Annotated in this window: 22 protein-coding genes and 1 pseudogene; 12 read left to right on the top strand and 11 right to left on the bottom strand. The window is 71.8% G+C overall.

Annotation, left to right across the window (positions count from 1 at the left end):
* The first annotated feature begins 3 nt into the window (after nucleotides 1-3).
* Nucleotides 4-750 carry an aspartate/glutamate racemase family protein gene (locus ACWDAG_RS09485; RefSeq protein ID WP_450695008.1) on the top strand — a complete coding sequence of 249 codons (747 nt, stop codon included), beginning with the start codon at nucleotides 4-6 and terminating at the stop codon, nucleotides 748-750.
* Between the two features lie 5 nt (nucleotides 751-755).
* Nucleotides 756-1,727 carry an MBL fold metallo-hydrolase gene (locus ACWDAG_RS09480; RefSeq protein WP_450695007.1) on the top strand — a complete coding sequence of 324 codons (972 nt, stop codon included), beginning with the start codon at nucleotides 756-758 and terminating at the stop codon, nucleotides 1,725-1,727.
* 23 nt (nucleotides 1,728-1,750) lie between these two features.
* On the opposite strand, the gene ACWDAG_RS09475 is transcribed toward ACWDAG_RS09480, so the two are convergent.
* From ACWDAG_RS09475 to ACWDAG_RS09455, 5 genes are all read right to left on the bottom strand, one after another.
* Complete coding sequence (locus tag ACWDAG_RS09475) at nucleotides 1,751-2,221, bottom strand: GNAT family N-acetyltransferase (protein ID WP_450695006.1); 471 nt, start codon at nucleotides 2,219-2,221, stop codon at nucleotides 1,751-1,753.
* Between the two features lie 11 nt (nucleotides 2,222-2,232).
* Nucleotides 2,233-2,832: a gamma carbonic anhydrase family protein gene (locus tag ACWDAG_RS09470; RefSeq protein WP_450695005.1), complete on the bottom strand. Its 600-nt coding sequence runs from the start codon at nucleotides 2,830-2,832 to the stop codon at nucleotides 2,233-2,235.
* A gap of 8 nt (nucleotides 2,833-2,840) precedes the next feature.
* Entirely contained in the window at nucleotides 2,841-3,257 is a 417-nt protein-coding gene (locus ACWDAG_RS09465; RefSeq protein WP_450695004.1) for a RidA family protein, read from the bottom strand.
* Nucleotides 3,258-3,444: 187 nt separating this feature from the next.
* Complete coding sequence (infA, locus tag ACWDAG_RS09460) at nucleotides 3,445-3,669, bottom strand: translation initiation factor IF-1 (protein WP_403868016.1); 225 nt, start codon at nucleotides 3,667-3,669, stop codon at nucleotides 3,445-3,447.
* Nucleotides 3,666-4,457, bottom strand: a complete 792-nt coding sequence (locus ACWDAG_RS09455; RefSeq protein ID WP_450695003.1) for a GNAT family N-acetyltransferase — start codon at nucleotides 4,455-4,457, stop codon at nucleotides 3,666-3,668. The genes infA and ACWDAG_RS09455 overlap by 4 nt, the downstream gene beginning before the upstream one ends.
* 250 nt (nucleotides 4,458-4,707) lie before the next feature.
* On the opposite strand from ACWDAG_RS09455, the gene ACWDAG_RS09450 reads away from it, so the two are divergent.
* Both ACWDAG_RS09450 and ACWDAG_RS09445 read left to right on the top strand, forming a co-directional pair.
* Entirely contained in the window at nucleotides 4,708-5,514 is an 807-nt protein-coding gene (locus ACWDAG_RS09450; protein ID WP_450695196.1) for a nucleotidyltransferase domain-containing protein, read from the top strand.
* Between the two features lie 148 nt (nucleotides 5,515-5,662).
* Nucleotides 5,663-7,543, top strand: a complete 1,881-nt coding sequence (locus ACWDAG_RS09445) for an FUSC family protein (RefSeq protein ID WP_450695002.1) — start codon at nucleotides 5,663-5,665, stop codon at nucleotides 7,541-7,543.
* Between the two features lie 20 nt (nucleotides 7,544-7,563).
* Here the strand turns inward: ACWDAG_RS09445 and ACWDAG_RS09440 are convergent, their stop codons facing one another.
* Nucleotides 7,564-8,184: a response regulator gene (locus tag ACWDAG_RS09440; protein ID WP_450695195.1), complete on the bottom strand. Its 621-nt coding sequence runs from the start codon at nucleotides 8,182-8,184 to the stop codon at nucleotides 7,564-7,566.
* A gap of 2 nt (nucleotides 8,185-8,186) precedes the next feature.
* Nucleotides 8,187-9,395, bottom strand: coding sequence for a sensor histidine kinase (locus ACWDAG_RS09435; protein ID WP_450695001.1), 1,209 nt, complete (start codon nucleotides 9,393-9,395; stop codon nucleotides 8,187-8,189).
* A 166-nt stretch (nucleotides 9,396-9,561) separates the two neighbouring features.
* Between ACWDAG_RS09435 and ACWDAG_RS09430 the strand changes: the two genes are divergently transcribed.
* Nucleotides 9,562-10,335 (top strand): class I SAM-dependent methyltransferase, encoded by a 774-nt coding sequence (locus tag ACWDAG_RS09430; RefSeq protein ID WP_450695000.1) that lies wholly within the window; start codon nucleotides 9,562-9,564, stop codon nucleotides 10,333-10,335.
* Between the two features lie 28 nt (nucleotides 10,336-10,363).
* Here the strand turns inward: ACWDAG_RS09430 and ACWDAG_RS09425 are convergent, their stop codons facing one another.
* The gene (locus ACWDAG_RS09425; protein ID WP_450694999.1) at nucleotides 10,364-11,317 is read right to left on the bottom strand and encodes an endonuclease/exonuclease/phosphatase family protein; all 954 of its coding nucleotides are present in this window, start codon (nucleotides 11,315-11,317) and stop codon (nucleotides 10,364-10,366) included.
* A 137-nt stretch (nucleotides 11,318-11,454) separates the two neighbouring features.
* On the opposite strand from ACWDAG_RS09425, the gene ACWDAG_RS09420 reads away from it, so the two are divergent.
* From ACWDAG_RS09420 to ACWDAG_RS09405, 4 genes are all read left to right on the top strand, one after another.
* Nucleotides 11,455-12,807, top strand: a complete 1,353-nt coding sequence (locus tag ACWDAG_RS09420) for an amidohydrolase (RefSeq protein WP_450694998.1) — start codon at nucleotides 11,455-11,457, stop codon at nucleotides 12,805-12,807.
* A gap of 125 nt (nucleotides 12,808-12,932) precedes the next feature.
* Entirely contained in the window at nucleotides 12,933-13,154 is a 222-nt protein-coding gene (locus tag ACWDAG_RS09415; RefSeq protein ID WP_450694997.1) for a hypothetical protein, read from the top strand.
* A gap of 25 nt (nucleotides 13,155-13,179) precedes the next feature.
* The gene (locus ACWDAG_RS09410) at nucleotides 13,180-14,379 is read left to right on the top strand and encodes a cytochrome P450 family protein (protein WP_450694996.1); all 1,200 of its coding nucleotides are present in this window, start codon (nucleotides 13,180-13,182) and stop codon (nucleotides 14,377-14,379) included.
* A gap of 165 nt (nucleotides 14,380-14,544) precedes the next feature.
* Complete coding sequence (locus ACWDAG_RS09405) at nucleotides 14,545-14,730, top strand: hypothetical protein (RefSeq protein WP_351469433.1); 186 nt, start codon at nucleotides 14,545-14,547, stop codon at nucleotides 14,728-14,730.
* Nucleotides 14,731-14,751: 21 nt separating this feature from the next.
* On the opposite strand, the gene ACWDAG_RS09400 is transcribed toward ACWDAG_RS09405, so the two are convergent.
* The 3 genes from ACWDAG_RS09400 to ACWDAG_RS09390 form a co-directional block, all read right to left on the bottom strand.
* The gene (locus tag ACWDAG_RS09400) at nucleotides 14,752-16,608 is read right to left on the bottom strand and encodes an ABC transporter ATP-binding protein (RefSeq protein ID WP_450695194.1); all 1,857 of its coding nucleotides are present in this window, start codon (nucleotides 16,606-16,608) and stop codon (nucleotides 14,752-14,754) included.
* Nucleotides 16,609-16,880: 272 nt separating this feature from the next.
* Nucleotides 16,881-17,321: a hypothetical protein gene (locus ACWDAG_RS09395; RefSeq protein ID WP_450694995.1), complete on the bottom strand. Its 441-nt coding sequence runs from the start codon at nucleotides 17,319-17,321 to the stop codon at nucleotides 16,881-16,883.
* Nucleotides 17,312-17,968: an ATP-binding protein gene (locus ACWDAG_RS09390; RefSeq protein ID WP_450694994.1), complete on the bottom strand. Its 657-nt coding sequence runs from the start codon at nucleotides 17,966-17,968 to the stop codon at nucleotides 17,312-17,314. Before ACWDAG_RS09390 ends, ACWDAG_RS09395 begins: the two co-directional genes overlap by 10 nt.
* A gap of 230 nt (nucleotides 17,969-18,198) precedes the next feature.
* Between ACWDAG_RS09390 and ACWDAG_RS09385 the strand changes: the two genes are divergently transcribed.
* The 3 genes and pseudogenes from ACWDAG_RS09385 to ACWDAG_RS09375 all read left to right on the top strand — a co-directional run.
* Nucleotides 18,199-19,059 (top strand): helix-turn-helix domain-containing protein, encoded by an 861-nt coding sequence (locus tag ACWDAG_RS09385; RefSeq protein ID WP_450694993.1) that lies wholly within the window; start codon nucleotides 18,199-18,201, stop codon nucleotides 19,057-19,059.
* Nucleotides 19,060-19,314 (top strand): DUF397 domain-containing protein, encoded by a 255-nt coding sequence (locus ACWDAG_RS09380; RefSeq protein ID WP_351469421.1) that lies wholly within the window; start codon nucleotides 19,060-19,062, stop codon nucleotides 19,312-19,314.
* Nucleotides 19,315-19,391: 77 nt separating this feature from the next.
* Nucleotides 19,392-19,529 (top strand): annotated as a pseudogene (locus tag ACWDAG_RS09375) (SAM-dependent methyltransferase); the annotation flags it as partial.
* Between the last annotated feature and the right edge of the window lie 16 nt (nucleotides 19,530-19,545).

Genomic DNA, 19,545 nt, shown 5'->3' with positions numbered 1-19,545 from the left:
AGCGTGCGGATCGTCGTCACCAACTGCAACACCACGCAGGAGATGACCGAGGAGATCGTACGAGGTGCCCGGGCCGCCGCAGGCCCGGGCACCACCGTGCTCGGTCTGACCCCCGCGTGGGGACCGGAGTCTGCGGAGGGCTGGCTCGACAGCTACCTCTCGGCCACGGCCGTCATCGACCTGCTGCGCACCTACGAGGGCCCGTCCTACGACGCCGTGGTGATGGCCGGCTTCGGGGAGCACGGGCGGGAAGGCGTACGGGAGTTGGTGGACGTACCCGTCGTCGACATCACGGAGGCCGCGGCCCATCTGGCCTGCTTGCTGGGGCGCCGGTACGGGGTCGTGACGACGCTGGAGCGGTCGTGCGGACAGATCGAGGACAGCCTGGAGTTGGCGGGGGTCGGGCGCAACTGCGCCGCCGTCGTCGGGACCGGCCTGGGGGTCCTCGACCTGGGCGACGCGGACCGTACGGAGGCCGCTTTCCTGACGGCGGCCGAACGGGTGCGGGAGGCCGGGGCCGAGGTTCTGGTGCTCGGGTGCGCCGGGATGACGGGACTCCAGCGGGTGGTGGGGGAGAAGCTCGGGCTGCCGGTGGTGGACGGGGTCGGGGCGGCCGTGAAACTGGCGGAGTCACTGGTGGCGTTGGAACTGACGACCAGCCGGGCGGGGAGTTATGCGAAGCCGGTGCAGAAGCGGAGGGCGTGGGGCGCACCCGCCCCCACGGCTCGCGATCACCGTCCCCGACAATGAGCGCCATGAACCTTCCTGACGGACTCGTCCCGGTCGCCGACGGACTCCACCTGTGGTCCCCGGGCCACGCGGGCACCTGGGGCTTCGCGAACTGCCTGCTCATCACCTCCGGCGAGCAGGCGGCTCTGGTCGACACCCCCTACGACCAGCCGATGACCGAGGCCCTGCTCGCCGCGGCCCGCCCGGTCCTGCCTGCGGGCGCGGCCGCCGTGACGACGATCGTCAACACCCACGTCAACGGCGACCACACCTTCGGCAACGCCTGTTTCCCGGGCGCCGAGATCATCGCCACGAAGGCGAGCGCGGAGCACCTCTGCCGCGAACCCTCCCCGCAGCAGATGCACTTCCTCACCCACCAGACACCCGCCGACCAGCCGCTGGGCTGGTACGCGCGCGAGCACTTCGGCCGTTATGCGTACGAGGGCGTGGAGGCCGTCCCGCCCACCACCACCTTCTCCGGCCGGTATGCCCTGACCGTGGGAGACATCGAGGCCGAACTGATCGAGGTGGGGCCCGCGCACTCGGCCGGTGACCTCATGGTCCACCTGCCCGGGCAGCGGGTCGTGTGTGCGGGGGACGTCCTGTTCGCCGACGACCACCCCGTCCACTGGGACGGCCCGCTCGCCCGGGTCGCCGCAGCCTGCGAGACGATCCTGGCCCTGGACCCCGAGGTGGTGATTCCCGGACACGGGCCGGTGATGACCGTCGAGGACGTCCGCGGCTACGTCACCTACCTGCGGGAGCTGGAAGCCCTCGTCCACGCGCACCACGCGGCCGGCGTCCCCGCGGGCGAGGCCGCCGCCGACATCCTCGCCTCCGGGTTCCACGACCACCTGGGCCTGCGCGAACGGATAGTGATCCTCACGGCGGTCGAGTACCGGCACCTCGACGGTGACGCCGGGGAAGTGGACGTGGTCGGGCTCGCGGCTCAGGCGGCGGCATGGGCGTACCGGGATCACGGGCCCGGGAAGCTCTGAGCTGAGCGGAAGTTCAGGGGCGTTCAGGGGCGCCACACATACTGCACGTCCGGCTCCTGCTCCTCGTTCCCGCTGCCGTCCGTGTACTCGACGGCGACGAAGCCGTGCCGCTCGTAGAACCGGTGGGCGGGCTTGTTGACCTGGAAGGTCCACAGGCTGAGCCCGCCGGGACTCCGCTCCTTGGCGAGCGCGACGAAACGGTCACCGATGCCGCGCCCACGCCAATCGGGACGCAGGTACAGCTGGGAGAGCTCGTCGTCGTGGAGCACCATCACGCCGACGATGCCGCCCTCGGCTCCGGCGTCCGCGACCCAGGTCTCGCGCAGGGGTACCACGACATCCCGGAAGTAGGTGCGCACGTCGTCGGCGGAGCGGGGGCTGACGACCGTGGGCAGGGCGGCGGCGAAGGAGGTCAGCCAGACGTCGGCCGCGGCGGCGGCATCGGGGGCCGAGGCGGCTCGGCGGAGAGTTATCGGAAAGGCTTCGGAAGGCAAGTGCGGTCCCGTCAGTCGTTGAGGGTGACGTCGTGGTGGTGGGCGCCGTAGTAGTCGACCTGGCGGGCCATGATGTCCCGCATGGAGGTGCCGCGCCGGACACCGTAGAGCGTGCCGGGGAAGTTCAACTCCTGCTGTACAGCCCATAGTTCGTCGTGCTCACCCGGCGCGAAGAGCCGAGCCGTCGGCGTCCCGGCCGCGATCCAGCCGATGGGTACGACGGTGCCGGGCGGCAGCACCGAGTTGACGTGCAGCACGCTGTTGATCCGCAACTCGGAGCCGGCGCCCGCGACGGCCCCCGGGAAGACGGAGGCCCCGGTGGCGACGAACACCTCGTCCTCGATGGTCGCGCCGTTGACATGGGCGTGCGGTCCGATGAGCACCGCGTCGCCGATGAAGGCGGGGTGCCCGGCGCGCCCACGTACCAGCGCGTTCTCCATGACGACGACGTCGGAGCCGACGCGGACCTCCCCGTCCTCGGCGGTGAGCACGGCACCGTGCAGCACCCGGGCACGCTCTCCCAGGGTCACGGCACCACACAGCACAGCTGTCGGGGCGACGTACGCGGAGTCGGGGACTACGGGACGCCGCCCGCGATGCTCGATCAACATGCGACCCCTTACGAAACGTGGGAAGCCTCGGAAACCACGGCGGTGGCTGTAATCTCCACCAGCTGCCCCGTGTACCCCAGACACGCCACGCCGATCAGTGTCGAGGAGTGCGGACCGGCACTGAGCCCGGAGGCCTCGACGACGTCCCAGACGGCGGAGAGCACGGCGGTCTCACTGCTGACGACGTATACGTCGGTGGCCACGACATGCGCCAAGTCGCTCCCGACCGCGTGCAGTTGCTCCTCAAGATTCGCCAGCACCTGCTCGGCCTGCCGTACGGGGTCGCCCTCGCCGACGAGCTTTCCTTCGGCGTCGAGGGGGACGGAGCCGGCGAGGAAGGCGAGTTTGGTACCGGCCTCCACCACGGAGGCGTGGGAGTAGACGGGCGGCGGGAAGAGGGACGGGACGGTGACGCGGCGGATCATGGGGCGGCTCCCGGAGTGGGCGACGGGACAACTCACCGATGGTCCGGTCCGGTCGCCGGGAGCGCACCCGAATTTCCCTCCGAGGTCAGGTCGCGGCCGGGCGGGCCGACCTCGGTGCCCCCCGGTCACGGAAACGCCGTGACCGGGGGGCACCAGGATCAGCCGGCGCGGAAGGCGCCGACCTCCGCTAGTTCCGGTACCGGAACACGATCCGGCCCCGCGTCAGGTCGTACGGCGGCAGCTCCACCAGCACCCGGTCCTCCAGCATGATCCTGATGTAGTTCTTGCGGATCTTCCCGCTGATGTGCGCGAGCACCTGGTGGCCGTTCTCGAGCTCCACGGTGAACATGGCGCTGCGCAGGCACTCGACGACCTTGCCCTCGACCTCGATGACGTTCTTGTTCTTCGTCATCGCACCAGCTCCAGGTTGCTGCTCGCCGGCCTGGCGCCGATGCCCTCGAACAGCGCCGAGGCCGCTTGGTTGGGCTCCTGGACTTCAGCCCAGGCCGTGGCGAACCCGGAGCGGTGCAGCGTCCCCAGCGTGTGCGCGAGCAGCGCCCGCGCGATGCCGCGGCGCCGTTCACCGGCCCGGACCGCGACCAGCCCGATGCGCGGCTGCTTCACCGTCACCACCCGGATCAGACCCAGGTAGCGGTCCGGCGCCGCGGCCACCGCGTACTTCGACGGGTCGACGATGGTGTCGTCCACGGGGCGGGGAATGACCTCCGCGGGCATCGACTGCCACCCGACGGTCGCCTCGACCTCGGCACGGATCGTGCGGTCCACCGCCCGCAACAGGCCCTCGTCCGCCTGACCGGCGGGCACGATCGTCACGCCCGCGGGCGGCCGGACCGCTTCGAGCCCTGTGACCTGCGGGTCGGTCGGCACCACGTACTCCCACTCGCGGCGCCGGATCGTGAACCCGGCCCGCCGCCAGCCGGCCGTCAGCTCCACGTCGGCTTCGTCGACCACCGTGTACAGCGGCGCCGGCAGGTGCGCCAGCATCGCCTCGGCGAGCCGGTCGAAGGTGGCGTCGTGCCAGGCGTCGATGCTGACGAACAAGCGTCCGTCGGGCCGGTGCTGCGCATGCCCGCGGCCGACCACCAGGTCGTCATCCAGCGCATGCCATTGCCGGTCCGCGACGCGCGTGATCACCACCGCGTTCTCGCCCGGACCGGATGTGAAAGGCTTTGTGTTCATCGGAGTCTCCCTCCAGGAGTGCCTCGATCTCAGGCGCTCCTGGCGACACCGAACGTCAGCCGCCGGACCGTGACGGGTTGAGGGAGCACCCACGGGTAACTGTGTTCACGGGGCTCACCTCCAAGCGACGACTTCACGGTCCATCAGGAACGTAACAGCGGGGCTCGGCCTCGCTCAAACCATTTCTACGAGCGTGATATTGCGTGGCACGGACACTTCGGTGAGCGGCAGGCTGGCCGGCATGGTGGAGATGACCAAAGACGATCAGGGGTTCCTCGACACCGTCGCCGACCGCCTCGCCACCCTTCCCGGTGTCCGGGCCGTCGCCCTCGGCGGTTCACGCGCCCAGGGCACGCACCGGCCCGACAGCGACTGGGACCTGGCGGTCTACTACCGCGGGCATTTCGACCCCGCCGACCTGCGTGCCCTCGGCTGGGAGGGTGAGGTCTCCGAGGTCGGGGGATGGGGCGGCGGCGTCTTCAACGGAGGTGCCTGGCTGACGATCGACGGGCGGCGTGTCGACGTCCACTACCGCGATCTCGACGTCGTCGAGCACGAGTTGGCGGAGGCGGAGGAAGGGCGGTTCCGGGTGGAACCGTTGATGTTCCATCTCGCCGGGATTCCGAGCTATCTGGTCGTCGCCGAACTGGCGGTCAACCGGGTGCTTCGCGGCGAGGCGTCACGACCGGCCGCGTATCCGGAGAAGCTGCGGGCCTCGGCCGCCCAGCGCTGGCGGGGCACCGCCCACGTCACGCTCGCCTACGCGAAGGCCAACCACGCCCCGCACGGCCGCCTCACCGAGGTCGCCGGAGCCGTCGCCACGGCCGCCGTACAGACCGGGCACGCCGTGCTGGCGGCACGAGGGGAGTGGGTGACGAACGAGAAGCGGTTGCTGGAGCGGGCCGGTCTACGGGGGCTCGACCCGGTACTTGAGCAACTGCGCTCGGATCCGGAGGTGTTGGTGCGGGTGATCGCTGACGCGGAGGACCTGTTCTCGTCCGCCTTCTCTTCAGCCGGCCCCGGTGGCGCGACGACGTTCGGGGAATTGCGTTCATAAAGAAGGCACCTTTCCGGCCGACCGTCACACCCCGGAAACACAATCGTCCCGTTCGCTCCAGGAACGCGATCTACCGTGGACACCACACCCCGCAACTCGGCCACCGTCGCCCGAAGGCACACCCCGCCCTCGTCCGGACAGGAGCCCCGTGTCCCGCCCCGCCGTACCGCTCGCACTACCGCCCTGGCTCGCCCACACCCTTCGCGCCCAGCGCGGCCCCATCCCCTGGAGCGCCGTCGTACGAGGTGCTCTCGCCGCCGGGCCGCTCCTTCTCGCCGCCGTCCTCCTCGGCCGCACCTCCCTCGGTGTCGTCGCCGCCATCGCCGCCATGCTCGCCGGGATCAACGACCGGCCCGGCAGCCGGCGCGCCTCCGTCCAGCGGCTCGGGGTGCCCGCGCTCGCGGGGGCCGGTGGGCTGCTCGTCGGGACGTATGCCGGGGCGCATGTCGGAGCGGTCGTGCTCACCCTCCTGCTCAGCGGCATCGGGCTTCTCGCCGGAGGCATCAGCGCCATCGGGCCCGTCGCCTCCGGTGCGGGGACGCAGTTGCTCGTCGCCTCCGCCATCGGGGCCGGCATGCCTGTCCCGGAGGCGGGGTGGCTGCGCGCTCTGGCCTTCCTCGCGGGCGCCGGTTGGCTGCTCGCCCTGCGGCTGCTGCTGCCCACCCCCGGTGCCACCGCCGGTGACTTCCGGTTCGACGGGGAGCGGGATGCCGTGGCGGCCGTGTACGACGCCGTCGCCGATCTGCTCGAAGCGGCGGGGTCGGAGCACGGCATCGCCCGCCGGGCCGCGCTGACCGCGGCCCTCGACCATGCACAGGACGCCCTCACCGGCCCCCGGCTGCGGCGTTGCGCCTCCTCCTCCGCGGAGCGACGGCTGCACGCGCAGTACGCGGCCGCTCTCCCTCTCGCAGAGGCCGCGACCGCTCTGGCGTGGGCCGGGGAGGCCGTCAGCGGGCGGGCATCCGAAGGGCCCCGGCGGCTCGCGGCCGCCGTACGGGAGAACACGCACACCGGGCCGCTGCCCGCACCCCACCGCTCGGCTCCCGCCCTGCGCGCCCTCGACGACGCCCTCCTGCACGCCGCCGACGCCTTCGACCAGGGGGAAGGGGCCGACCTGCACACCCGACGGCGTACCGCCAAGGACCTCTTCCGGGTCGCCTTCGGGGCCGGTGGGCGGGAGTACGGGCTGCGGGTCGCCCTGTGCTTCGGGGCCGGCGCGGGCGTGGCGCAGGCCCTGCACCACGCCCGCTGGTACGGGCAGCACGCGCACTGGTACTGGCTGCCCGCCACGGCCGTCTTCCTCGTCAAGCCCGACCTCGGGCCGCTCGTCTCACGGGTGCTGTGCCGGGCGGCCGGGACGGTGCTGGGGGCTCTTGTCTTCGCCGGCTTCGCGGCTGTGCTGCCGCGGCCCGAGGGGCTCATCGCGCTCGTGGCCGTCAGCGGGGCCCTCATCCCCGTCGCGACCCGGCACTTCGCCGCGCAGACCGCCGTCGTCACCGTGCTCGTGCTCGCCCTGGTGATGGTCGGCGGGGAGCCGCAGGCTTCCGCCGGCCGGATCGGTGAAACCCTGTTGGCCTGCGCGATCGTCCTTGTCGTCGGGCATCTGCCGATGCCGGGGCAGCGGGGCGGGACGGTGCGGGCACGGCTCGTCGCGGCGGGCAGCGCCGCGCACGCCTACCTCGCCCATGTTCTGCGTGAGGCCCGCGACCCGATGGCCGGCCCCGACTCCCGAGCCACCCGCTGGACCCTCCGCCGCGAGGCCTACCGCACGCTCGCCGAAGCCCACACCGCCATCGCCGTGGCCGCCGCCGAACTCCCCGCGCTCGCCCGGCACTCGGAGGGCGCGGACGACGTCGTCGCCGTCCTCGAACGGCTCGTCGACACGACCACCGCCTGTGCCGTGCAACTGGACGACTCGGGACGTCTGTCCGCCCGCCACCGGGAGCAACTCGCCGAGCTGCTCGGGCAGTTCGAGAAGAGGCGAGAACGGACGGGGCTACGTCTGCCCGAGCTGCCCCTCGCCGTGTAGCACCCGCGCCGCCACCGCCTTCACGGCAGCAGCCGCCGCTCCTTCGCCACCGCCACCGCCCCCGCCCGCGTCTCCACCCCCAACTTGCCGTAGATCCGCCCCAGATGGGTCTTCACCGTCGCCTCGCTGATGAACAGGGCCCGGGCGATCTCCCGGTTGCCCAGGCCGCGGGCCAGCTGGCCGAGGATGTCCTGTTCGCGGGCCGAGAGGGTGGGGCGCGGGCTGCGCATCTGGGCCAGGAGACGGTCGGCCACCGGCGCCGACAGGGTCGTACGGCCAAAGGCGGCGCTGCGGATCGCCGCGAAGAGCTCGTCCGGACGTTCCGCCTTCAGCAGGTACCCCGTGGCGCCCGCCTCGATGGCGCGGGTGATGTCGACGTCGGTGTCGAACATGGTCAACACCAGTACACGGGTGGCCCCTTCAGCGGTCAGCCGCCCGGTGGCCGTCACTCCGTCCATGCCCTCGCCGAGCTGGAGGTCCATCAGGACGACATCGGGGTGCAGGCGTGCCGCCATGGCGAGTGCCTCCTCGCCGCTGCCCGCCTCGCCGACCACCTCGATGCCGTCGGCACTCGACAGCAGCGCGCGCAGACCGGCCCGTACCACCACGTGGTCGTCGCAGAGAAGGACGCTGACGGGCATACTCAAGAGACCGCCTCCGTCACGGTCAACGGGACGGCGGCCGACACGACCGTGCCCTCGCCAGGCGTCGACTCCACGGTGAGGGTGCCGCCCGACTGGCGGGCCCGGATGCGCATGGCCGGCAGACCGTGGCCGCGTGTCCGGTCCGGCGCCGCGGGGGACGCGGTCGCGTCGAACCCGCGCCCGTTGTCCGCCACATCCAGCGAGATCTGATCGTCCAGGCAGGTCAGCGTCAGCGCGGCCCGGGTCGCTGCCGCGTGTTCCCGTACGTTGGCCAGGGCGCCCTGGGCGATGCGCAGAAGGGCGGCCTCCACCCGCTCGGGGAGCCGGCCCGGGGCGCCGTCGAGCCGGAACTCGACCGTCAGGCCGGGGCCGCTCTCCCGCTCGGCGAGCGCGCTCAGCGCCGCGGGCAGCGACTGCTCCGTGAGGTCGGTCGGGGCCAGGTCGTGGACGAAGCGGCGGGCCTCGGCGAGGCTGCGGGAGGTGATTCCGGCCGCCTTGCGGATGTGTGCGCCGGCCGAGTCCGGGTCCGTTTCCCACACGCGCTCGGCCGCCTGCAACAGCATCTGCTGGCTGGACAGGCCCTGTGCCAGGGTGTCGTGGATCTCCGTCGACAGGCGTTGCCGTTCCGCCAGCACGCCCGCCCGGCGTTCGGTCGCCGCCAGCTCTCGGCGGGTCCGGACCAGGTCGTCGATCAGGGCGCGCTGCCGGGTCGCCTGGCGCTGCAGATGGACGAAGAGGGCGGTCGCGACCGCGGCCACGGCGACCGGTGCCACCACCATGTTGGGGTTCAACGGGCCCTCAGCCACGCGCACTTCGGAGATCACGACCAGCGTGGTGAGTGCGGCGGCCAGCGGCACGGCGATCCGTGGCGGCAGCGCGTACAGGCCGGCGAACAGCAGCGGCATCGCACACCACGTGGCACTCGGCGTGAGAGCCAGCAGCGCGACCCAGACCGCGGACACCGAAGCCAGCCAAGTGAGGTGGCGTGTGGTGGGCGGGGTTCCGGCGCGCGAAGGCGGGGCGACCAAGCGGCCGAACACGTAGAGCACCCCGAAGGCCGCGAACAGCGCCGTCACCACCCATCCGGCCCCCGCACCGCCCTGGTCGCGGGAGAGGTGACGGACGAACGACGAGCACAGCAGCAGAAAGAACGCGGCATGCACGACCGCGTTCAGCCGCCGCTCGTCCGCTTCGGTGGTGTTCTCCATGCTCCGTGTCTAACGCGGCCGACCGTGGATCGCATCAACCGATCGGCTGACATCGCGATCGCCCGAACCGCCCGCCGAGCAGCGCCTCTCGACCGAGCCGGACACCGCGCCACCGCCCCGAGGCTTGCATCAGCCCCGCACCAGCACCTCGGAAAGGCAACGGCCCATGCCCGCCAGGAACCTCACCGCCAACCGCGCCGCCCTCACCCACCGCATCACCTACGCCCTGCGCCACCCGGGCCGCGTGCCCCGCCATCTCGCCCGCGCCGCCCGGGACCTGTGGCTCAGCCACCGCCACCCCGACCACATCTCCTACTACCGCGCCGTCATGCGCTCCGACACCCGTGCCGACCCGGACGCGGCCGTCGGCAGCCGCAGCCGGGAGCGCTGGCTGGCGCTCGGCGCGATGCAGTTCGACTACCTCGTCGGCCACGGACTGCGGCCCGAGCACCGCATGCTGGAGATCGGCTGCGGCAATCTGCGCGGCGGCTGGCGGTTCATCCGGCATCTGGAGCCGGGGCACTACTACGGCATCGACATCTCGCCGGACATCCTCGTCGCCGCGCAGCACACGGTCGTGGAGATGGGGCTGGAGAAGCGGCTGCCCACCCTCACCCCGGTACGCGATCTGACGCTGCGCTTCCTGCCCGACGCCCACTTCGACGTCGTACACGCGCACAGCGTCTTCTCGCACTCCCCGCTTCCCGTCATCGAGGAGTGCCTGGCCCACGTCGGGCGGGTGCTCGCACCGGGCGGCTGGTTCGACTTCACCTTCGACCGCACGGAGGGGGAGGAGCACCACGTACTGCGGGAGGACTTCTACTACCGCACCGAGACGCTCCTCGCCCTGGCCGAGAAGCACGGGCTGCGGGCCCGGTTCATGGACGACTGGGAGGAACTTCCGCACGGGCAGTCGAAGATCCGGGTGAGTGCGGGGTGAACACGCTGCCGCGCACTTCCCGTACGGATCACTGCCCCACCCGCACCCACACCGGCGCATGGTCCGAGCCCGGCTTCCCCCGCCGGTCCGCCGGATCCGGTCCCACCGACGGCAGCCGCAGTGTCCCGTCGCCCGGCAGGCCCGTGCCCGCCGCCGTCACCCGCCTCACCAGGCGGTGGCCGGCCAGGATGTGGTCGATCAGTTCGCGGCGCCCGGAGTTGATGCGGGAGTAGCGCTGCTCGGCGGGGATCAGCGGGGCCACGTCCCACAGCCGCTGCGCATCGCCCTGGTCGGGCCGGTCGTAGCCCGGTGTGCCGATCTCGGAGCCGGGCGGGCCGAGCAGGATCTGCGTGGTCGCGGCCTGCACCTCGTCGTTCAGGTCGCCCAGTACGGCGACGTCCCGTTCGCGTCCGTCCCCGGCCAGCAGGGTGTCGGCCAGCGCGCGCAGGGTCGCCGCCTCGGCGGCGCGCCGGTAGAGGGCGTAGGCGCCGTAGCGGGCCCGTTCGCCCTCGTCATGGGGGAAGAAGCGGTTCCCGGGATAGGTCAGCAGCTTCGACTTGAGGTGGGCCACGGCCACCCGCAGCGGGCCGAAGTCCGTCGCGACCTCGACCGCCAGGAAGCCGCGTCCCGCCGCCGACACCGGCGCACCGGAGTCGTCCTCCTGCACGGGCCGCAGCTTCGCCGGGAACGCGTTCGTGTCGGCCACCACCTCCACCGCCGTACGGCTGAGGAAGCCGACCCGGATGCCCCGGCCGTCCGGATGCCCGGACAGCGCGACATGCCAGTCGCCGTCCAGCATGCCGACCAGGTCGTCCAGCGCCTCCGGCTCGCCGACCTCCTGCACGCCGAGGAGCGTCGGGTCGAGCTCCGTGATCACGGCGGCGAGGGAGGCGAGCTTCGTCTCGTAGGCGGCCTTGTCCTTGGGCCCGAAGGGGCCGCCGGGCCGGTAGAGGTTCTCCAGGTTCCAGGTGCCGAGGAGCATGCCGGGCCCCTTCCAGAAGCCGTGCGGCGAGCTGTGGTGAGGACAGGTTCCCCGAGACCGGCCGTTTCCGCGAGCGGGCGGGACAGGATGCGCGGTTCGGCTCACGCCGGCCGACGACGGCGCCGTACGTTGGCGGGATGACCGACTCTCCCGCCGACCTCGTCATCACCGGCTGCACCGTCCTCGTGCACGACGATCAGGAACGGGTCGGGTTCGAGGAGGACGCCGCCGTCGTCGTACGGGACGGGGTCGTCGAGTCGGTGACGGCCGCCTCCGCGGTGCATCACCTGCGCGCGGCCGAGCGCATCGACGGGCGCGGCCAGGTCGCCATGCCCGGCCTGGTCAACTGCCACACGCACGCGCCGATGGTCGCCCTGCGCGGCGCCGCCGAGGACCTGCCCACCGAGGAGTGGTTCAACGACGTCGTCTGGCCCGTCGAGTCCAACCTCACCGAAAGGGACGTGGAGTTGGGGGCGCGGCTCGCCTGCGCCGAGATGATCCGCGGCGGCGTCACCTGCTTCGCGGACCACTACTTCGCCATGGACGCGGTTGCCGCCGTGGTCGAGGAGTGCGGGATCCGGGCCCACCTGGGCGAGGCGTACTTCTCCTCCCAGGGGCCCCGAGGCCGCGAGAAATCCCTGGAGTTCGCGCTACGGCACCGGGGTGGCGCCGACGGCCGCATCACCACCGCCCTCGCCCCGCACGCGCCGTACACCGTCGACGACGTCGACCTCACCGCCACCGCCGAACTCGCCCGTGCACACGGCCTGCCCGTCCACATCCACGCCGCCGAGAACCGCGACCAGACCGACGTCAGCCTCGACCGCCACGGCGTCACCCCGATCGAGGTGCTGCAGCGCACCGGCATCCTCGACACCGACGTCCTCATCGCCCACGGCACCGGCATCACCGAGCGCGACCTGCCCGTGCTCGAAGGCGCCACCGGCCGCGTGGCCGTCGCCACCGCGCCCCGCGGCTATCTCAAGTTCGCCTGGCCCACCACCACGCCCATGCGCGCCCTGTACGACATCGGCGTCCCCGTCGGGCTGGCCACGGACGGCGCGGCCTCCAACAACTCCCTCGACGTGTGGGAGTCGATGGCGCTCACCGCCCTCATCCAGAAGCAGACCACCGGCGACCCACGCTGGCTGACAGCCCGTCAGGCCCTCCACCACGCAACCCTGCAGAGCGCCCGGGCGGTCGGCCTCGGCCACACCCTCGGCACCCTCGCCCCCGGCCGTCGCGCGGACATCGTCCTCGTCGACCTCACCGGCCCGCACACCCAGCCGGTCCACGACCTCGCCGCCACCCTCGTGCACAGCGCCCGCTCGTCCGACGTGCGGACGACGGTCGTCGACGGGCGGGTACTGATGCGGGACCGGGAGCTGCTCACCCTCGATGTCCCGGCGGTCGTACGAGAGTTGGGCGAGCGGGTGCCCGCACTGCTCGACCGCGGTCATGGCCGCCGGATCCAGGATTACAAGACCTAGAAATCAGCCCTGCAGAAGCGTTTTGCCGCCAACCACCGGTGATCGGGCAGTCGCGGTAAGTGGTTTCACGCTACACAGGAAGGCCGGGACGTACGGGACGTACCCGTCTGACGGGAGGCCGGCCGGTGGAGCTCACGATCGATGTGGCGGTGCTGCTCGCTGTCGTCATCTTCGTGCGAATAAGTCGCCGCGATGTGCAGGCCCGCAGCCGTAACGACCAGTGGCTGACGGTCTTTCTGGCCCTGGCCTTCGGCGTGCTGATCGCCCCGACCACCTTCGGCCAGGGCGTCTTCCACGTCGTCGGTCAGCTCGCCCAGGGGATAACGCAGTCGGCCCCCAATCCGTGAGCCGGCCGCGCCCTACGCTGCTCCCATGGACCCCGCCGACGGCCTCCTCGACCATCCCTACGACGTCTACCGGCGGCTGCGCGAGACCACGCCCGTGCACCGGATCGCCGGGCCGGACGGCACTCCCGCCTGGCTCGTCACCCGCTACGAGGACGTACGGGCCGCCCTCGCCGACCCGCGGCTCTCGCTGGACAAACGGCACGCCACCGCCGGGACCTACAAGGGGTTCTCGCTGCCGCCGGCGCTCGACGCCAACCTGCTCAACATGGACCCGCCCGACAACACCCGCGTCCGTCGCCTGGTCGGCCGCGCCTTCACCACGCGGCGCGTCGAGCAGCTCCGTACGCCGATCCGCCGCACCGCCGACCGGCTCCTCGACGCGCTCGGCCCGCAGGGCACCACAGACCTGATCGCCGCCTACGCCGCGCCCCTGCCGATCACCGTCATCTGCGATCTGCTCGGCATCCCGGAGCAGCACCGCCTCGACTTCCGGGTCTGGACCGACACCCTCGTCGCCCCGGCTCCGGACGCCGGGCCCGAGGTCGCCAAGGAGGCGGTGGTGGCGATGCTCGGTTACTTCACCCGGCTTCTGGCGGACAAGCGCGGCGAGCCCGCCGACGACCTGCTCTCCGATCTGATCGCCGTGCGTGACGAGGGCGACCGGCTCAGCGAGGACGAGCTGATGTCCCTCGCCTTCCTCATCCTCTTCGCCGGCTACGAGAACACGGTGCAGCTCATCGGCAACGCCGTCCTCGCCCTGTTGCAGCACCCCGGGCAACTGGCCGCCCTGCGCGAGGACCTGACCCGCCTCCCGGCCGCGGTGCAGGAGTTCCTGCGCTACGAGGGCCCCGCACTGCTCGCCATCCGGCGCTTCCCCGTGGCGGACATGGCCATCGGCGGGGTCACGATCCCCGCCGGCGAGACGGTCTGGGTGTCCCCGTCCGCCGCCGACCGCGACCCCGCCCGCTTCCCCGACCCCGACCGCCTCGACCTGGCCCGCGACACCTCCGGTCATCTCGCCCTCGGCCACGGCATCCACTACTGCCTGGGTGCACCGCTCGCCCGCGCCGAGACGGAGATCGCCGTCGCCGCCCTCCTGGAGCGTTTCCCCGAACTCACCCTCGCGGACGAGAACCCGCGGTGGCGCCGCTCCCTGCGCGCCCGCGGCCTGGTCGAGCTCCCGGTGTTGTATGCAATGAGGCGTTACGACAAGTACGAGGAATGAAACAGAAAGTAGTCGATGTGTGGCTGGGATCTTCACTAAGTGACCGGATCCTCACACTCCGCGGTGAACGAGTGTCAACTACGTCTCAGTCCGGCAACTGAGCGAGGCGTTCAGCCCCTGGAAGGCGTTAACTCCTACAAGTACAACGCTTTCTGGAGGTGCAGGATGGTGAACGGGCGAACAGTGCTCGAACGCTTTCCCGCGGGCGGGCCGCGGGGATCGTGGCCGGCCGAGGAGTTCGCGCATGCGCGGCGCCTGGAGGGGCTGGCCGCCGAGGTCGTCATGGACCTGGCGACGGACACGTTTCTCGTGGTCGTCCGCGGCGAGGCGACCGCCGACGCGGTCGCCTGACCGCTCCGCAGCGGCGTCGGCTCAACCGGCCTTCGGCACCGGCGCCGAGTACTGCTCGGCCTGGAGCGAGTACAGCTCCGCGTAGATACCGCCGCTCGCCAGCAGCTCGTCCGGGGTTCCGGACTCCGCCAGCCGGCCCTGGTCGAGGACGTGCACCAGGTCCGCATGGCGCACCGACGCTAGCCGGTGGGTGATCAGCACGACGGTCTGCCCTGCCGAGGCCAGGGCCCGGATCTTCTCGAAGACCTCCAGCTCGGCCCGCGCGTCCAGGGCCGCCGTGGGCTCGTCCACGACCAGGATCCGGCCGCGCCGGTAGGCGGCCCGTGCCACGCCGAGCCGCTGCCACTGGCCGCCGGACAGCTCGTGGCCGCCGTTGAACTGGCGGGCCAGCAGGGTGTCCAGGCCGCGCGGCAGATCGGCCACCACGTCCTCCGCGCCGGCCTCCGCGAGCGATGTGGCCATGCGCTCCTCGGTCAGAGGCGCGGAGGAGCGGCCGATGGCCACGTTGACGCGGGCCGTGAACGGCCAGCGTTTGAAGTCCTGGGCCACCATCGCGACCCGCTCGGCGAGCTGGTGGCGGTCCGCGGTGGCCGCGTCGACGCCGTCCCACAGGATCCGGCCGCCGTCCGGCTTGTACAGGCCCGCGAGCAGCTTGACCAGGGTGGTCTTGCCGGAGCCGTTCTCACCGACCAGCGCCACGATCCGGCCCAGCGGGAGGGTGAGCGTGACGTCGTCGAGGGCGGGTCGGGCGGACTCGCCCGGGTAGCTGAACGTGACGTTCTCGAAGCGGATCTCCCGAGGGTCCTCGGGCAGCGGATCGCCGCCGACCGGGATCGCCCGCTCGGCCGCCTCGACGTACAGCTTCTGCAGATCGCCCACGAACAGGGCGTCCTCGTGGAGCGAGTTGACCGCCACCACCAGGTTGTCCAGGCTCGACGAGCCCGTGCGGATCGCGATCACCGCCGTACCGGCCACGGACAGCGCCATCGCCCCGGCGAGCAACAGCCCGGCGAGCGTCGCGTAGGTCGCCACGCTCGCGAGGCCCGTCCAGGCCGACGCGATCACCCCGGTGCGCGCCGCCAGCCGGGCCAGCCGCGCCTGTTCGGCCTCCGCCGTCTCCGCCATGGCGCGGTAGTGCCGCAGCAGGAAGGGGCCGACCCCGTGCAGCCGGATCTCGGGTGCCGCGGCAGGTTCGGTGAGCAGGCCGCTGAGCAGATAGCCGGCCCGGGCATGCTGGACCCAGGTGTGCCAGGACTCGTAGCGCCGACGGGCGTTCGTCAGCGCGCTCCAAGCGGTCGGCAGCGTCATCGTCGCGAGCAGCGGGAGCAGGACGGGGTGCAGCACGGTCAGCACGCCCGCCGCCGCGATCAGCGAGATCAGCGCGCTCACCACGCGCGTGGAGTACGAGATCATCCGCCGCGCCGAGCCGGCGCCGTACTGCGCGGTGTCCAGCAGCTTGTGGAACGCGTGGTCCTCGATCGCGGCCAGCTCCACGGCCGCCGCCCGCTCCAGATACAGCTCGGTCGCGACCCGCTCCACCTTGGGTTCGAGGCGTCCGGTCGCATACGTCGACGCACCCCGCAGCAGCGCCCCGAGCAGGGCCACGGCGGCCATCGCGGCCAGCACCGGTACGGCGTCGCGCAGCCGGTCCTCGATCGCGCCGCCGGTGATCAGCCGCCCGAGCACGCTGTTCATGGCGAGCAGGCCCACCGCCTGTGCCACACCCCGGCCCGCCTCGGCCGCCAGCACCATCCGCGCCGCCCGCCGGTCGGCCTGCCAGGCGAGCCGGAAACTGGAGCCCAGCAGGGCCGGCAGCCGCGTCACCATGGCCCGGAAGTTCAGCTCCATGAACGCGTCCCGGTGCTGGTTCCAGCCCAGGTCGTAGCGCAACGGCCCGCCGAAGAGCAGTTGTTCCGACTCGGAGACCTCGGGCGGGCCCTCGCCGCGCTTCCTCTCCCGCCTGCCCGAGCCCCGTGCCGTCCCGCGTCCGCCCGAGCCCTGTGTTTCCGCCACCGTCGGCCTCCCCCGATCCACGTCGACGAACGGCCACTATCGCGGGACCGGACCCTCCGGGGGAGAGCGCATGGCGCAGCGGGACGAGCGCGCGGGCGCACGCCCTGCAAGGCGCGATGTTTACGCAATCACGAGCGTCATGCGACGGCCGGCCGCGACCACGTCGGCGTTGTCCCCGTCACCCGGCACAGCGCCAGATACAGCGGGATCGGCGGGGTGTAGGGGAGTGTGCCGGCCGGCCGGTGGATGAGGTCGGGGACCGCCGGGGCGTCCGGAACTAGCGCCCCGGCGGCGTACTGCGCGGGCGTCGGCCACTGAAGTGCGTAGTCGGAGTCGGACGGGACGAGCCACCACCAGTGCGCCGCGTCGGCGTACACGCAGCCCACGCGTGGCAGCCGGGACAGCACCAGCGGGCCGAAGCGGGCGGGCACCTCCACGGCGTCGCAGCCCATCGGGGCCGTCATGCCGTCCGGCACGGGCAGCCGCCGGGGCGTGCCCGGCGTGCGCGCCCCGCGCCCGAGGCGGACCAGCGTGTCCAGGCTCAGCACCCGGCCGCCGGTCGCGGCGCTCACCGCCATGCGGCCCCCGTCCCGTGCTGCCCGTGGTGTGCGTCCCCGCCGTGCGGTGCGGCCGCCTCGTCCTCGTCGCCCGAACCACCGGCCGGGCCCGGCTTGGGGCGGGCTCCCCAGCCCAGGTCGTCATGGGGCTCGTTCGTCCTTGTGCAGGGCCCGCAGTCATGGCGGGGAGTGTCGGCCTTGCGCGGCAGCTCCGCCCAGACCAGCAGCCCCGGACCGTGCTCATGGGCGCCCCATGCCTCGCACAGCGCGTCGATGAGGAGCAAACCCCTCCCGTGCTCCTCCTCGGGCCGCGCCCGCGACGCATGGGGCGCACCCGCGGAGCAGCCCTCGTCCCGCACGGCTATGCGCACCAGCTCGCCGTCGTGCAGCTCGCAGACGATGTGGCTGCTCGCCGTGTGCACGAGGGCGTTGGTGACCAGCTCGGAGACGACCAGAGCCGCGGTGTCGCAGATGTCCTCGCACACCGACCAGACGTTCAGCCGGGCCCTCGTCAGGCGTCTGGCCTGCGCGGGAGAAGCCGGGTGCGCGGCCAGCTCGAAGCGGAACCGGCGGTCGGCGAAGGCCCCCTCGTGGCGTGCACCGAGGCTGTGGGGGCGGCCTTCGGTGGCGTCTGTTCCTAAGGGCGCGGACGGAATCACGCTTGCCACTATCGCCCCGGCGTGAACACTTGGCAAGTGTCACTCTGAAAATTGCAGAGTGCCCTGTGACGGTGTGGAAGGCCGTGGCACACTGCTCGCAACAGCACGTCAGACGGCGCCAGTTGGGATCGAGGGAGATCCGTACGAAACCGTACAGATCTTCGAATAGGTCTTCGAATGGCGCCGTATGGCTGTCAGCATGCTTTTTTTGGACTCTCAGCGGCCACGGGAGGTGGAGGGTGAGCGAACCGCGGTCCGCACCGACGGTCGGCCAAGTCGTCCTCGGTCGCCGCCTGTTGGACCTGAGGGAGCACGCCGGCCTCAAGCGCGAGGAGGCCGCCCGCATCCTCCGGGTCGCCCCCGCCACCGTCCGCCGCATGGAGATGGCGGAGGTCGCGCTCAAAATCCCGTACCTCCAGCTGCTCCTGAAGTCCTACGGCGTCTCCGACGAGGAGGCCGAGGTCTTCGTGCAGCTGGCCGAGGAGGCCAACAGGCCCGGCTGGTGGCAGCGGTTCCACGACATCCTGCCCGGCTGGTTCTCCATGTATGTCAGCCTCGAGGGCGCCGCGAGCCTCATCCGCTCCTACGACCCCCACTTCGTCCCCGGTCTGCTGCAGACCGAGGACTACGTCCGCGGAGTCCTGCGGTCGGGTGCGATCGGCCAGACCAGTCCCGAGGACATCGAGCGCCATGTCGCCCTGCGCATACAACGCCAGGAACTGCTCACCCGTCAGGACGCGCCGCGCTTCTGGGCCGTCATGGACGAGACCGCGCTGCGCCGCCCGGTCGGCGGCCCGGAGGTGATGCGTGCCCAGATCGACAGACTGCTCGAGGCCACGAAGCTGCCCCATGTGACCGTGCAGGTCGCGCCCTTTGCGGGCGGCCCGCACCCGGGCACGTACGGACCCTTCGTGCTGTTCCGATTTGCCATGCCGGAACTGCCGGACATGGTCTACAGCGAGTACCTGACCGGCGCCGTCTACCTCGACGCGCGCGCCGAGGTGGCGGCCCACCTCGAGGTCATGGACCGCATGGCGGCGCAGGCCGCTACGGCACATCGCACGAAGGAGATCCTCGAGGATCTCCGCAAGGAGCTGTGAATGGATCGCATCAAGGCGCGGGGGCGCGTCTACAACGGCATGCCCGCGCGGGAGTTGGGCAGCGAGGGCTGGCTCAAGCCGTGGAGCGGCGGCAACGGCGGCAACTGCCTGGAGGCGATGAAGCTGGCCGACGGCCGGATCGCCGTCCGCCAGTCCACCGACCCGGACGGGCCGGCGCTGATCTACACCACCGACGAGATGACGGCGTTCATCGAGGGCGCCAAGGCGGGGGAGGCGGACTTCCTGCTGTCGTGACGCACTGGTCCGACGCCTGCTCGGACACTTGATCAACTGTCCCGTCCTGATGGTGAACAAAGCTCGATTGTGAACTGATGGATCGTCAATCAATGGTTGAGATCGACGCCGACAAGCCGCATCCCGTGCGGATGTACGACTGGCACGTCGGCGGTAGGGGCAACTACCCGGTGGGCGAGGCCATGGGCCGCCGGATGCTCGCCCTCGACCCGCGCCGAACGCCCCTCCGGA

The sequence above is a fragment of the Streptomyces sp. NPDC001157 genome (genome assembly GCF_053598255.1).
The sequence above is the reverse complement of the archived record's forward strand: the minus strand, read 5'-3'. Positions and strand labels throughout refer to the sequence as shown.